Annotated in this window: 13 protein-coding genes; 9 read left to right on the top strand and 4 right to left on the bottom strand. The window is 37.6% G+C overall.

Annotated features, from left to right (window positions below; translation table 11 throughout):
* The first annotated feature begins 44 nt into the window (after positions 1 to 44).
* The 5 genes from glpK (at position 45) to hfq (ending at position 5,719) form a co-directional block, all read left to right on the top strand.
* Positions 45 to 1,544: a glycerol kinase GlpK gene (gene glpK / locus DVJ99_RS05405; RefSeq protein ID WP_114603447.1), complete on the top strand. Its 1,500-nt coding sequence runs from the start codon at positions 45 to 47 to the stop codon at positions 1,542 to 1,544.
* A 180-nt stretch (positions 1,545 to 1,724) separates the two neighbouring features.
* Positions 1,725 to 3,395, top strand: a complete 1,671-nt coding sequence (locus tag DVJ99_RS05400) for a glycerol-3-phosphate dehydrogenase/oxidase (protein WP_114603446.1) — start codon at positions 1,725 to 1,727, stop codon at positions 3,393 to 3,395.
* Positions 3,396 to 3,616: 221 nt separating this feature from the next.
* Positions 3,617 to 4,543, top strand: coding sequence for an alpha/beta fold hydrolase (locus tag DVJ99_RS05395; RefSeq protein ID WP_114603445.1), 927 nt, complete (start codon positions 3,617 to 3,619; stop codon positions 4,541 to 4,543).
* A gap of 10 nt (positions 4,544 to 4,553) precedes the next feature.
* Positions 4,554 to 5,507, top strand: coding sequence for a tRNA (adenosine(37)-N6)-dimethylallyltransferase MiaA (miaA, locus tag DVJ99_RS05390; protein WP_114603444.1), 954 nt, complete (start codon positions 4,554 to 4,556; stop codon positions 5,505 to 5,507).
* Positions 5,504 to 5,719: an RNA chaperone Hfq gene (gene hfq / locus DVJ99_RS05385; RefSeq protein WP_105992906.1), complete on the top strand. Its 216-nt coding sequence runs from the start codon at positions 5,504 to 5,506 to the stop codon at positions 5,717 to 5,719. The genes miaA and hfq overlap by 4 nt, the downstream gene beginning before the upstream one ends.
* A 241-nt stretch (positions 5,720 to 5,960) precedes the next feature.
* On the opposite strand, the gene DVJ99_RS05380 is transcribed toward hfq, so the two are convergent.
* Entirely contained in the window at positions 5,961 to 6,434 is a 474-nt protein-coding gene (locus DVJ99_RS05380) for a glutathione peroxidase (RefSeq protein WP_114603443.1), read from the bottom strand.
* Positions 6,435 to 6,579: 145 nt separating this feature from the next.
* Between DVJ99_RS05380 and hflX the strand changes: the two genes are divergently transcribed.
* From hflX to DVJ99_RS13105, 3 genes are all read left to right on the top strand, one after another.
* A complete protein-coding gene (gene hflX / locus DVJ99_RS05375) occupies positions 6,580 to 7,836 on the top strand; it encodes a GTPase HflX (RefSeq protein ID WP_105992904.1) in 1,257 nt (418 codons plus the stop codon).
* A 6-nt stretch (positions 7,837 to 7,842) separates the two neighbouring features.
* On the top strand, positions 7,843 to 9,081 hold the full coding sequence (locus tag DVJ99_RS05370) for a methionine gamma-lyase family protein (protein WP_114603442.1): 1,239 nt from the start codon (positions 7,843 to 7,845) through the stop codon (positions 9,079 to 9,081).
* A 141-nt stretch (positions 9,082 to 9,222) separates the two neighbouring features.
* A complete protein-coding gene (locus tag DVJ99_RS13105) occupies positions 9,223 to 9,399 on the top strand; it encodes a hypothetical protein (RefSeq protein ID WP_162912140.1) in 177 nt (58 codons plus the stop codon).
* Positions 9,400 to 9,532: 133 nt separating this feature from the next.
* On the opposite strand, the gene DVJ99_RS05365 is transcribed toward DVJ99_RS13105, so the two are convergent.
* The 3 genes from DVJ99_RS05365 to DVJ99_RS05355 form a co-directional block, all read right to left on the bottom strand.
* A complete protein-coding gene (locus tag DVJ99_RS05365; RefSeq protein WP_105992902.1) occupies positions 9,533 to 10,873 on the bottom strand; it encodes a glutamine synthetase family protein in 1,341 nt (446 codons plus the stop codon).
* 21 nt (positions 10,874 to 10,894) lie between these two features.
* Entirely contained in the window at positions 10,895 to 11,260 is a 366-nt protein-coding gene (locus DVJ99_RS05360; protein WP_105992901.1) for a MerR family transcriptional regulator, read from the bottom strand.
* Positions 11,261 to 11,511: 251 nt separating this feature from the next.
* Positions 11,512 to 11,871, bottom strand: a complete 360-nt coding sequence (locus DVJ99_RS05355) for a hypothetical protein (RefSeq protein ID WP_114603441.1) — start codon at positions 11,869 to 11,871, stop codon at positions 11,512 to 11,514.
* Positions 11,872 to 12,170: 299 nt separating this feature from the next.
* On the opposite strand from DVJ99_RS05355, the gene cls reads away from it, so the two are divergent.
* The gene (gene cls / locus DVJ99_RS05350; RefSeq protein WP_114603440.1) at positions 12,171 to 13,649 is read left to right on the top strand and encodes a cardiolipin synthase; all 1,479 of its coding nucleotides are present in this window, start codon (positions 12,171 to 12,173) and stop codon (positions 13,647 to 13,649) included.
* The last annotated feature ends 25 nt before the right edge of the window (positions 13,650 to 13,674 follow it).

Below are 13,674 nucleotides of genomic sequence, written 5' to 3'. Positions count from 1 at the left end.
AAGCCATGTGCTTTGTAATTATCATGATTAAGGAGTTGTTCAAAATGGAACAATACATTTTATCAATAGACCAAGGTACAACAAGTACACGTGCCATTTTATTTAATAAAGAAGGGGAAATTGTTTCTACAGCGCAACGTGAATTCACACAGCATTTTCCAAATTTAGGTTGGGTAGAACATGATGCCAATGAGATTTGGACTTCTGTGTTATCAGTGATTGCGACGGTTTTAAATGATGATGATATTTATCCGAGACAAGTGGTAGGTATCGGGATTACCAACCAAAGGGAAACAACAGTAATTTGGGATAAAAATACAGGAAGACCGATTTATAATGCGATTGTGTGGCAATCCCGCCAAACGCAAGATATCGTTCAATCTTTACGCGACCAAGGTTATGAAGATACTTTCCGCGAAAAAACAGGATTAGTGCTTGACCCTTATTTCTCTGGCACAAAAATCAAATGGATTTTAGATCATGTAGAGGGTGCAAGAGAGAAAGCAGAAAAAGGCGATTTATTATTTGGTACAATCGATTCATGGATTGTCTGGAAATTATCCGGCGGTGCTGCTCATGTTACAGACTATACGAATGCCAGCCGTACGCTGATTTATAATATTCATGAATTGAAATGGGACGATGAATTGTTGGAAATTCTGGATATTCCGAAACAAATCCTGCCTGAAGTACATGAGTCCAGCGAAATTTATGCCAAAACAAAAGACTATCACTTCTTTGGTCAAGAGGTACCGATTGCAGGGATTGCCGGCGACCAGCAATCTGCATTATTCGGACAAGCTTGTTTCGATCGAGGCAATGTGAAGAATACGTATGGTACAGGCGGCTTTATGCTGATGAATACGGGGAAAGAAGCGGTTCAATCTGATAATGGTTTATTAACGACTATCGCTTATGGATTAGACGGCGAAGTGCATTATGCTTTAGAAGGTTCAATCTTCGTGTCAGGTTCAGCAATTCAATGGTTGAGAGACGGGTTGAGAATGATTAACTCTGCGCCAGAATCAGAAAATTATGCGAACCGTATCGAATCTACTGATGGTGTTTATGTAGTGCCTGCCTTTGTAGGTTTAGGTACACCTTATTGGGATTCAAATGCACGCGGTGCAGTCTTCGGTATTACACGCGGTACTGAAAAAGAACACTTTATCAGAGCAACTTTAGAATCTATCTGTTATCAAACACGTGATGTGGTTGAAGCGATGGTGCAAGACTCTGGTATTAACGTAGACAGTATCCGTGTAGACGGCGGTGCAGTGAAGAACAACTTCTTAATGCAATTCCAAGCAGATATTCAAAATATCACGGTAGAACGTCCTGAAATCAATGAAACCACAGCATTAGGTGCAGCTTATCTTGCAGGCTTGGCTGTTGGATTCTGGGACAGCAAAGAAGAAATCGCAAACCGTTGGAAATTAGAAAAAGCATTCGAACCGCAAATGGATGAAGACGAGCGTGAAAAATTATACAAAGGCTGGAAAAAAGCCGTTGAAGCAACACAAGTATTCAAGTTAGACGATTAATTGCAAGCTATGTTATACTATTTAATAAGTTAATATTTATGACTCGAGAATGAGAGAACTGTTCACACCATTATAAAATGTATGGGATAGGTCTCTCATTTTTTAATCTATTGGGTTGTAAAACTCACATTTCGGCTTGTCTCATGCATTCATATCAGAATTTATTAGGAGGCGTTATCAATGAGTTTATCAACATTGAACAGAGAAGCAATCAAACAAAGATTAAAGGATCAAGAATATGACGTAGTGATTATCGGAGGCGGTATTACAGGTGCAGGTGTCGCTTTAGATGCGGCAGACCGCGGTATGAAAGTCGCACTTGTAGAAATGCAAGACTTTGCACAAGGGACAAGTTCTCGTTCGACTAAATTAGTCCATGGCGGTTTGCGATATTTGAAACAGCTGCAAGTCGGGGTAGTAGCTGAAACAGGCCGCGAACGTGCGATTGTATATGAAAACGGTCCGCATGTTACAACACCTGAATGGATGCTGCTGCCGATGCATAAAGGCGGTACATTCGGCAAGTTCTCAACTTCTATCGGTTTAGCAATGTATGACCGATTAGCAGGAGTTAAAAAATCTGAACGCAAGAAAATGTTAAACAAACAGCAAACATTAGAAAAAGAACCTCTTGTAAAACGAAAAGGCCTTAAAGGCGGCGGTTATTATGTTGAATATCGTACAGATGATGCACGCTTAACAATCGAAGTGATGAAACGTGCAGCTGAAAAAGGCGCAGATATTGTCAACTACACAAAATCAGTCAACTTCACGTACGACAATAAAGAACAAGTCAATGGTATCCAAGTGACAGATATGCTGTCAGATGAAGCATATACGATTCATGCGAAAAAAGTAATCAATGCAAGCGGTCCTTGGGTAGACGAAGTCAGAAGTGCGGATTACTCTAGAAACAATAAACAATTACGCTTAACAAAAGGGGTCCACATTGTTATTGATCAATCTAAATTCCCTTTACAACAAGCAGTTTACTTTGATACTGAAAAAGACGGCAGAATGATTTTCGCAATTCCAAGAGAAGGCAAAGCATATATCGGAACAACAGATACGTTTTATAACAATGACAAAACATCACCGCTGCCAACACAAGAAGATCGCGACTACTTGATTGATGCAGTTAATTACATGTTCCCAGGACTTGATATTACAGATAAAGATATCGAATCATCATGGGCAGGTGTAAGACCGTTAATTTTAGAAGAAGGCAAAGATTCATCTGAAATTTCTCGTAAAGATGAAATTTGGGAAGGCAAATCAGGTCTGTTAACGATTGCCGGCGGTAAACTAACAGGCTACAGACACATGGCAAAAGGCATTGTTGATTTGCTTTCTAAACGCTTGCAGCAAGACTTCGGTTTGAAATTCGGTCCATGCAAAACGAAACACCTTACAATTTCAGGCGGCGATGTCGGCGGCAGCGCTAACTTCGAAAACTTTGTCGAACAAAAAACAGCCGAAGGTGCGAAGTATCAATTAGATGCTGAAACAGCTGAAGCAATCGCAAGACGTTACGGTTCAAATGCTGATGAACTGTACAAAATTGCACACACTGCACAATATCAAAATTCAGGTTTACCGTTAGCAATTTATGCAGAATTGATTTACGGAATTCAAAATGAAATGGTATATAAACCGACGGATTTCTTAATCCGCAGAACAGGTATGTTATACTTTGATATTGAAGACGTATTAAAATATAAAGATGCAGTAGTAGAGGTACTGGCACAATTATTGAATTACGATACAGTACAACGTGCTTTATTTACAGAAGAATTGAATGAAGCAATTGATGAAGCAAGAACAGGAAATGATCAACCAGCTGAAAAATAATAGATAAAAATTAGAAATGGGTTGAAATTCCATCGAATTTCAGCCTGTTTTTTTAATAAAAAGCATAATGAAAACGTTTTATTGCATTAAATTGACATTTTAAGTCAACCAAATGTTATTGCCTTTTCTAAAAAGGGCTTGGTATGATTATATATGTAATACATCACGAAACAACAACTTAGAACATGAATGAATTAAAATGCTTGGCGGAGGTGTAATAAATGTGTCCAAACACATTTAAAGTTACAGTCGAAGATGGAACAAATATCGAAGTGAAATTAGATAAAGCGAATAAAACGCGTATCGGTATTGTACATATCTTTCATGGGATGGCAGAACATATGGGGCGTTATGATGTATTTGTCGAATCGCTTAACCAGCAAGGTTATGATGTGATTCGCCATAATCATCGCGGACACGGAAAGGATATCAATGAGAAAACAAGAGGACATTTTGACAGCGTCGCACAAGTCGCTTCAGATGCATATGAAATTGCTCAGACTTTATATCCAGAACGCCGAAATATGCCTTATATCGTGTTGGGCCATTCTATGGGATCGATTATTGCACGCAAGTATGTCGAAATGTTTCCAGACATCGCACAAGGTCTGATTTTAACAGGCACAGGGCAATTCCCCAAAATCAAAGCGAAACTCGCGGCTGCCGCGTTGAAATTAATCACGATTGTACTTGGAAAACGTACACGTCTTAAATGGTTAAACCGTCTTGCATTTAAGCCTTTCAATCGTCGTATCAAAGAAATACGCACAGAAAATGATTGGTTATCAACAAAGAGAGAGGAAGTTGATAAGTATTGCGCCGATCCGTACAGCGGATTTTCAGTTTCCAACCAAGTAATCTACAGCACATTGCATGAAATGCTTGTGACTAGTTCTCCAAAGGAAATTAAAAAGATGAATGCAGATTTACCGGTTCTATTGATATCTGGTAAAGAGGATGCTTTCGGAGATTACGGAAAAGGTATCCGAAGATTAGGTGTAATGTTAAAGAAAAACGGCGTTAAGCACATTACAGTGCAGCTGTACCGCAATAAACGACATGAAATTCTTTTCGAAGATGATTATGTCCATACATGGAATAACATGTATGACTGGATTAAGAAAAATATCCTAAATAAATACAAATAGGGGGATTTATATGAGTAGTACAAAGCCATTGTTAGTGGTTATTGTTGGACCTACTGCTGTAGGAAAAACAGAATTAAGTATTGAGTTAGCTAAAGCAATAGACGGTGAAATCATCAGCGGGGATTCTATGCAAGTTTATAAAGGTATGGATATCGGAACAGCAAAAGCTACAGCTGATGAAATGCAGAATATCCCTCATTATTTAATTGACATCTTAAATCCAGACCAGTCATTTTCTGCATACGACTTTAAAGTACGTGCAGAAGCACAGATTAAAAAAATTATAAGTAAAGGCAAAATACCCATTATCGCTGGCGGCACAGGACTTTATATTCAATCATTGATTTATGATTATCCTTTTGACAAAGAAGAAATTACACCAGAGAAAGCAGAAGAAGTGCGTCAAAAAATGTCAGAACTCGAAACGCTTTCCAATGAACAGCTTCATAACTATTTAGCAAGTTTTGATGCGGCATCTTCAGAAACAATTCAGCCTAATAATCGTAAAAGAGTATTGAGAGCGGTAGAATATTACTTGAAAACGAAAAAAAAATTAAGTAATCGTAAAAAAGTTCAACAATATACAGAAAATTATGATACATTATTAATAGGGGTAGAAACATCGCGCAAAACAATGTATCAACGCATAAATAATCGTGTTGATGTCATGATGAATGCAGGTTTATTAGAAGAAGTTCAGCAACTATTGGAACAAGGATATTCAAATTGCCAAAGCATGCAAGCAATAGGATATAAAGAATTGATTCCGGCTATCAATCAAGACATTACGATCGACCAAGCCGTTGATAAACTCAAACAACATTCTAGGAATTACGCAAAACGTCAAATGACTTGGTTCAAGAACAAAATGAATGTGCAATGGTTTGATAGAGAGAAAGAGCCGCTTCCAGTAATATTAGAAAGTATCTCTGCCCAAATACAGAAAAGGAGCAATCAACAATGAGTAACACAACAACAATTCAAACAAACTTCTTAGAGGGCTTTAAAACAAGCAAAGAAGAATTAACGGTCTTTTTATTAAACGGTTTCCAAATGAAAGGAACAATCGTTGATTATGATGACAGCGTCGTTAATCTATATTCTCAAGGAAAAAACCACTTGATTTACAAACATGCAATCAGCACATTCACTCAAGAACCATCAGTTGTTGAATAATAAGAAAGCAGTTTGTAGTTAGAATAGACATCAGGAAACAACTTCACGTCATTGATCATTCTTACAGATGTGCATGCTTGTTGATAACTATCTAATAATCTATGATAAAAGGCAGCACCTAATGTTAAGCATTTCAACTTAACGTTAGGTAGTTGCTTTTTTAAATTATTAAGTAAAATGATAGAACGTATTTATTAGTATTTGTTAAATCACTAATAAATACGTTCTTATTCTTTGTTTTTTACAATAATGCTTCAATATCAGATTCAATCTGGCTTGGGTTTTTCTGCGGTGAGAATCGGTTAACAACATTGCCATCTCTATCAATTAAGAATTTGGTGAAATTCCATTTGATTTTACTGTTGAAAAAGCCGTCTTGCTGATCTGTTAAATATTGGTAGAGGGGATGTTGTTCCTCTCCGTTCACTTTAATTTTTTCATGCATCGGGAAGGTTACCCCGTAATTGATTTTACAGTTTTGCATGGCTTCATGTCCGCTGCCCGGTTCTTGTTTGCCGAATTGGTTGCAAGGGAAGCCTAAAACGACAAATCCCTGTGATTGATAAGCTTCATAAAGCTTTTGAAGGCCTTCGAATTGCGGCGTGAAACCGCATTGGCTGGCAGTGTTGACAATTAACATGACTTTACCTTTGTATTCATCAAGTTGATAAGGTTTTCCATCAACATCTTTCACTTCTATATCATAAATACTCATAATTTATTCACCTCACTAAATCCAAATTATCACATTCCGCCTAGATAGTCTTTAATTATGCACTATGATAAAATGAGGAAGATAACTCATATATTGAATGATTATTCAAATTAACAGTGAAACAATTAAAAGGAGGATATTCTATTTGCCTCAAGATAAAATATTTGATACAGAAGAAGTAATCGAAAAAGCCTTGCTTATCGGTGTCGATGCATACGATGAGAAAGAATTCGACTTCAGAGCAACAATGGATGAACTTAAAGCATTGGCAGAAACATGCCGCTTAGAAGTGCTGGGCGAAATTACACAACAAAAAGATCGTATTGAAGATAAATCCTATGTCGGCAAAGGCAAGCTGCAAGAAATTAAAGACTACGTCGAAATGTATGATGTCGATGTAGTAGTAGCCAACGATGAGTTGACGACTGCACAGTCTAAAAGCTTAAATGACAATTTGGGAGTTAAAATCATTGATAGAACGCAATTGATATTAGAAATCTTTGCGATGCGCGCGAGCAGTAAAGAAGGTAAGCTTCAAGTAGAATTAGCGCAGCTTGATTACTTGATGCCGCGTTTAATGGGTCATGGTAAAAGCTTATCTCGTCTCGGCGGGGGAATCGGTACTAGAGGTCCGGGTGAAACGAAACTTGAGACAGACCGTCGTCATATTCGCCGTCGTATGAATGAAATCAAGCACCAATTGAAAACGGTAGTTGAACATCGTGAGCGCTACCGCAGTAAACGCAGACAAAATCATGTCTTCCAAGTCGCATTGGTAGGTTATACCAACGCAGGCAAATCAACATGGTTCAATATTCTTGCGGATGAATCCACATATGAAAAGGACTTATTGTTCGCAACCTTAGATCCGAAAACACGCCAAATCCAAATTAATGACGGTTATAATTTAATTATTTCAGATACCGTCGGCTTCATTCAGAAATTGCCGACAACACTGATTGCGGCCTTCAAATCTACACTCGAAGAAGCAAGAGATGCGGATTTACTGCTGCATGTTGTCGATGCAAGCAATGAAGATTACAGAACGCAGTATGATACGGTTAATCGTATTATCGGCGATTTAGACATGGATAAAATTCCGCAAGCAGTTATTTTCAATAAGAAAGATTTAAGCGAAGGTCCAGCACCTGCGTCTCAACTGCCGAACGTTTTTGTGTCAGCACGTAATGAAGAAGATGAAGCAGCAGTGCGCCGCTTATTGATTCAGCAAGTTGAAAAGCAGATGGAACCTTATCAAGAAACAGTACCTGCAGATGATGCAGATCGCTTGTACTTCTTAAAACGTCATACATTGATTCATTCATTAGAATTTAATGAATCAACAGAAAGTTATGATGTAGAGGGTTACAGAAGAAAAGCAGAAGAAAACGGAGAGAAGTAAGCATAAATGAACTTAGAACAAATCATTTCAGAAACAGAAGCAGAATTACAACCTTATTTTAAAGAAATAGAAGCGTGCGCTTATCGCAATCAAGCTAAAGTATTAGATGCTTTCCATGCGGTCAAAGCCTCTGAATCAGATTTACAGGGGACGACAGGATACGGCTATGATGATATCGGACGCGACCATTTAGAAGCAATCTATGCGCATACTTTTAAAACCGAAGATGCATTAGTGCGACCTCAGATTATATCTGGCACACATGCGATTACACTTGCGCTGCAAGCCAATTTAAAATATGGAGATGAACTTCTTTATATTACAGGCAGTCCTTATGATACGCTGCTTGAGGTGATTGGTGTAAATGGCAACGGCATCGGCAGTTTGAAAGAAAATGGTGTTATCTACAATGAAGTAGATCTGACAGAGGAAGGACAGATTGATACGGATGCAGTGATAAATGCGATGAGCGATAAAACTAAAATCGTCGCAATTCAACGTTCAAAAGGGTATGATCAGCGTCCGTCTATTTCGGTAAGTGCTATCGGACAAGCGATTGCAGCTATTAAAGCACAGTATCCGGATGTTATTGTGTTTGTGGATAATTGTTACGGCGAGTTTGTGGAAGATCAAGAACCAAGTGAAGTTGGGGCAGATTTAACAGCAGGTTCGCTGATTAAAAACCCAGGCGGCGGATTAGCACGTATCGGCGGTTATATTGTCGGCAGAACAGATGCTATCGAACGCTGCGGTTATCGTTTAACAGCACCAGGTATCGGTAAAGAAGCGGGCGCATCGCTTAACGAATTGCCGAGTATGTATCAAGGCTTCTTCTTAGCACCGCATGTCGTAAGCCAAAGTTTGAAAGGTGCTTTATTTACAAGCTTATTCTTAACTAAGCTGAATATGAATACAGTACCTGCTTTTGATACACCGAGAACAGATTTAATTCAAACAGTACAATTCGATACTGCAGAACAGATGATTCGTTTTTGCCAATGTATTCAAGCCGCATCGCCAATCAATGCACACTTCAGTCCAGAACCAAGCTATATGCCTGGCTATGAAGATGATGTTATTATGGCTGCCGGCACATTTGTACAAGGATCATCGATTGAACTTTCTGCAGATGGTCCTATCAGACCGCCTTACGAAGCATATGTACAAGGCGGATTAACTTATGAGCATGTGAAATTAGCGGTCACAAGAGCTGTGAAACAAATGAGTGAAGAAGGACTTATTTAACTTAATCAATTTTAACTGACGTTATTTAAAAGCGTCAGTTTTTTTATGTTTACGGACTGAAAGACTGGATTTCATATTATAATAGAGATAAAGAAGCGGTAAAGAAGCATCAATAACAACAAGAGTATGGAGTGAAGAAGAATGCTTAAATATAAAACGTATTTGTTTATAATCTGTTTAGCCATGTTAGCGATTATCTCTAAAAGAACAGCACTGAATCCAGTATTGTTTTACAGTGCCTTAGCACTTTATGTAGTATTAATCGGCTGTTTATTCTATAAAATCGGCAAGCTTAAAAAGAACAAGAAATTAAGATAATAGAGAAATGTATGATAAGAGAGAGAAATGCTGTTTGAAATAGATAGGTGAGATTGTAAAAGAATAGAATTAAAAAAAGAGGCCGCATGGCCTCTTTTTAATATCCCAATGTTTAGCACCTTAGGCGCTTAGATTAATACAATTTCATGTATTGTTCGCGTTCCCATTCAGAAACTTGTGTTCTATAGTAATCCCATTCAATTGATTTAGAATGGATGAATTGGCTATAGATGTGTGGTCCTAATGCGTCTTTAACAATTTTGTTTTCGCGCATTGCTTTTAAAGCAGTGTAAAGTGTTGAAGGAAGATCTTCAATACCGATTGCTTCACGTTGGTCACGGTTCATTTCATAGATGTTTTGGTTAACAGGTTCTGTAACTTTAAGTTTGTTTTTGATACCGTCTAAACCAGCTTCTAAGATTGCGGCTAAAGCCATGTAAGGGTTAGCAGCAGGGTCAACTGAACGTACTTCAACACGAGTTGATAAACCGCGTGAAGTAGGGACACGTACTAATGGTGAACGGTTTTTACCGCTCCAAGCAATGTAGCAAGGTGCTTCGTATCCAGGTACTAAACGTTTGTATGAGTTAACAAGCGGGTTACAGACAGCTGTGAAACCGCGAGCGTTTTTAAGGATACCTGCGATGAATTGGTAAGCTTCTTCAGTCATTTGATCTTGACCATTAGGATCGAAGAATGCATTTTCTTTACCTTTGAATAAAGAAACGTTGAAGTGCATACCGCTTCCGTTTACACCGAATAATGGTTTCGGCATAAATGTCGCATGCAAGTTATGTTTACGAGCGATTGTTTTAACTACTAATTTAAATGTTTGGATGTTATCACAAGCAGTGATTGCATCAGCGTATTTGAAGTCGATTTCATGTTGGCCAGGTGCTACTTCGTGGTGGCTGGCTTCAATGTCAAAGCCCATGTCTTCTAATTCTAATACGATATCGCGACGGCAATTTTCACCTAAGTCAGTTGGTGCTAAGTCGAAGTAACCGCCGTGGTCATTTAATTCTAGTGTTGGTTCGCCTTTTTCATCTAATTTGAATAAGAAGAATTCTGGTTCAGGTCCTAGGTTGAAATCAGTGAAACCTAATTCTTCCATTTCTTTTAATACACGTTTTAAGTTAGTACGAGGGTCGCCAGCGAATGGTTTGCCGTCAGTACCGTAAACGTCACAGATTAAACGAGCAACTTTACCTTGACCAGCAGTCCAAGGGAAGATAACCCAAGTATCTAAGTCAGGGTGTAAATACATATCTGATTCTTCAATACGTACGAAACCTTCGATTGAAGATCCGTCGAACATCATTTCATTATCTAATACTTTTTCTAATTGACTTACAGGTACTTCAACATTTTTGATTGTTCCTAAAATGTCAGTGAATTGCAAGCGTAAATATCTTACGTTTTCTTCTGTAGCAAATCTGCGGATGTCTTCTTTTGTAAATGTACGTTTTGCCATGTTTATAAATCCTCCAGTGAATTATTTGATAAAGCGAGATAAGTCGCCTCGATTTATCGGGATAGCTTCTTGTTGCGGTTTCTGTGTTGCTTCGACGATAACATGTTTTCTAAGCGCTTTTTCATCCGTAGATAAATGCTGCTCATCTTGATGAATGATTTGTTTGATTGCTTTAAGGTTAAACCCTTTCTCTAAAAGGTGTTTGATTTCTAACAGGCGATCTAAATCATTCATTGAAAACATTCTTTTGTTACCGGGTGTTCTCTCTGGTTTAACGAGTCCATGTGATTCGTAATACCGTACCTGTCTTGGTGTTAGCTCAGTCAATTGATTTACGACACTCATAGAGAAGACGGCCATGTTTCTGCGTATTGCATCATTAGACATTCACCCATCACCTCTATTTTTGAACTTGTAATTAATTTAGCATAAATAAGACGAAATTACAAAAATATGTCAGGTTTTCTGACATTAGTCGTTAAGCCTAGTACTAGTAAGGGTTTGAAGCATGTTTTGAAATGTTTTTGATAGAGTTAAACACGAACATTTCAAAAAAAGTTCAAATTTTCGTTCCGATTTGAATCATTAAAGGAGCGGCGAAAGTCATAACCTTCGCCGCTTCGGTTAATCTTGCTTCATTATAGTTGATTGATTTTTGCGACGACATCTTCATATTTAGAAAGGTATTTTTCATATTCCTCTGCTAAATGAGAAGTGTCTTCACTTTCTCCGCTTGCCAACTTCGCAAGCTCATCATAAAATTTGCGTGTTTCGCGTGCATAAGATTTAAATTCTAAAGTTTCGACATCATCATGTGTAGATACAAAACTATCTACAGATTCTAAGGTCGCAAAAATTTCGTTTAATAAAATGATTTGTGGTTTTGAAATATCTTTATGATTCGGGTTGATTGTGTTCTGGTACACATCATCAAAAGTTTCATTGATAAATTCTACTTTTTCATTCAAATAGCTTTTAACTTTTTGTTTGTTTGGCATTTATCACCACTCCTTAATAAAAGTAATACCTATATTGAGTGAGACATAAACATTTAATTTCAGGTATTTTGAAAAATGGACAGTAGTAGTTTTAGTGCAGCTAAGTACTTGTATCAGAAGGCGATATATCAGTTTCTGTTAATAGTTTGTTGAAGAAGGTGTGAATTTTTCATTGTTCATGGTACATTCATTAATGCTAAAATAGTTTAATATTAAAAGTTTATGTGATAATGATTCGAGCCTATATGTTAACGTTGGTTATCATGTTAGAATCAGGCATAGTGTTAGGAGTTGAGAAAATGATTGCCTTTTATATACCTGGATTATTAGGTGATATTTTGATTGGTATCTTTATCTTATTTACAATTTTAAATTTGATAGTTGCCTTCAATATCATCTTTATTAAAGATAGGTCTACAAGTTCTACTTGGGCATGGTTATTTATTTTGTTTATCGCACCGGTTTTAGGCTTCTGCTTATATATTTTCTTTGGAAGAGGTGTTTCAAAACGCAAGCTGTATAAACATTATCGAAAAGATATTGAACAATTTGACGACATTATTAATGAACAACGCTATCAAGTCCAAGAAGGTAAAATACAAAGCGAGAATCCAGTGGTGAATCAGCATCATGATTTAGTTAATATGCTTTTAACAAGACAACCAGCATTTTTAACGGATGGCAATGATGCAGATATCTTCGTAGATGGTCATGAGCTATATGACAAGATGATTGAAGATATTCGACAAGCTAAACACCATATTCATTTAGAATACTATGTATTTGAACTGGATGGATTAGGACACCGTATTATTGAAGCATTAGAAGAAAGACTTGAAGCAGGCGTGGAAGTGCTGCTGCTGTATGATGATATCGGTTCGAAAAAACTGACTATGAGACAATTTAAGCGTTTCAGATCATTAGGCGGACAAGTTGAAGCTTTCTTTGCGAATAAACTGCCGTTGGTCAACTTCAGAATTAATAACCGCAATCACAGAAAAATTGTGGTCATTGATGGTCAAATCGGTTATGTCGGCGGCTTTAATGTCGGAGATGACTATCTCGGTTTGAATAAGAAGTTCGGCTACTGGAGAGATACGCATGTCAGAGTTGAAGGGAAAGCCGTAGATGCACTGCAGCTTCGTTTTATGCTGGATTGGAATTCTCAATCTAAAAGGGAGCGTCTTGAATATTTACCAGAGTACTTCCCGGTTAAAGAAGAAAACGGAGACGTTGCAATGCAGATTGCTTCTAGCGGTCCAGATGATAATTGGCATGAAATTGAATTCGGTTATACGAAAATGATCAATTCTGCTGAAAAATCGATTTACATGCAAAGTCCTTATTTTATACCGGATAATTCTTACATTAATGCATTGAAAATGGCCGCAAACTCGGGTGTTGATGTGCATTTAATGATTCCGGATATGCCGGACCATCCGTTTGTTTATTGGGCCACTTTTTATCATGCGGCTGAATTGATTGATTCAGGTGTTAAAATTTATATGTATAACAATGGATTCATTCATTCGAAAATGATGGTCGTTGATGATCAAGTTGCGAGTGTAGGATCAGCGAATATGGACTTTAGAAGTTTTGAATTGAATTTTGAAATTAATGCATTTATGTATAATGAAGACATAGCGGTTCAATTGCGTGAAGCTTTCGAACATGATGTGACCTTGTCGACACAATTGACGGCAGCACGTTATGAAGAACGTTCATTTTGGATTAAGATGAAAGAAGGCTTCTCTAAATTAATCACACCGATTTTATAACGAAGAACAATACCCTCGGAAGCGA

Origin of the sequence: Staphylococcus sp. EZ-P03 (assembly GCF_003344575.1) — a bacterium.
Taxonomy (GTDB): domain Bacteria; phylum Bacillota; class Bacilli; order Staphylococcales; family Staphylococcaceae; genus Staphylococcus; species Staphylococcus simulans_B.
Note: the sequence above shows the minus strand (reverse complement) of the source record. Positions and strands in the feature narration are given on the sequence as shown.

What these genes read in the sequence shown, in the direction of transcription:
- DVJ99_RS05370 (WP_114603442.1), top strand. Translation starts at nt 7,843, where the DNA reads ATGAACTTAGAACAAATCATTTCAGAAACAGAAGCAGAATTACAACCT.
- glpK (WP_114603447.1), top strand. Translation starts at nt 45, where the DNA reads ATGGAACAATACATTTTATCAATAGACCAAGGTACAACAAGTACACGT.
- cls (WP_114603440.1), top strand. Translation starts at nt 12,171, where the DNA reads ATGATTGCCTTTTATATACCTGGATTATTAGGTGATATTTTGATTGGT.
- DVJ99_RS05355 (WP_114603441.1), bottom strand. Translation starts at nt 11,871, where the DNA reads ATGCCAAACAAACAAAAAGTTAAAAGCTATTTGAATGAAAAAGTAGAA.
- DVJ99_RS13105 (WP_162912140.1), top strand. Translation starts at nt 9,223, where the DNA reads ATGCTTAAATATAAAACGTATTTGTTTATAATCTGTTTAGCCATGTTA.
- DVJ99_RS05360 (WP_105992901.1), bottom strand. Translation starts at nt 11,260, where the DNA reads ATGTCTAATGATGCAATACGCAGAAACATGGCCGTCTTCTCTATGAGT.
- DVJ99_RS05380 (WP_114603443.1), bottom strand. Translation starts at nt 6,434, where the DNA reads ATGAGTATTTATGATATAGAAGTGAAAGATGTTGATGGAAAACCTTAT.
- DVJ99_RS05365 (WP_105992902.1), bottom strand. Translation starts at nt 10,873, where the DNA reads ATGGCAAAACGTACATTTACAAAAGAAGACATCCGCAGATTTGCTACA.
- miaA (WP_114603444.1), top strand. Translation starts at nt 4,554, where the DNA reads ATGAGTAGTACAAAGCCATTGTTAGTGGTTATTGTTGGACCTACTGCT.
- hfq (WP_105992906.1), top strand. Translation starts at nt 5,504, where the DNA reads ATGAGTAACACAACAACAATTCAAACAAACTTCTTAGAGGGCTTTAAA.
- DVJ99_RS05400 (WP_114603446.1), top strand. Translation starts at nt 1,725, where the DNA reads ATGAGTTTATCAACATTGAACAGAGAAGCAATCAAACAAAGATTAAAG.
- DVJ99_RS05395 (WP_114603445.1), top strand. Translation starts at nt 3,617, where the DNA reads ATGTGTCCAAACACATTTAAAGTTACAGTCGAAGATGGAACAAATATC.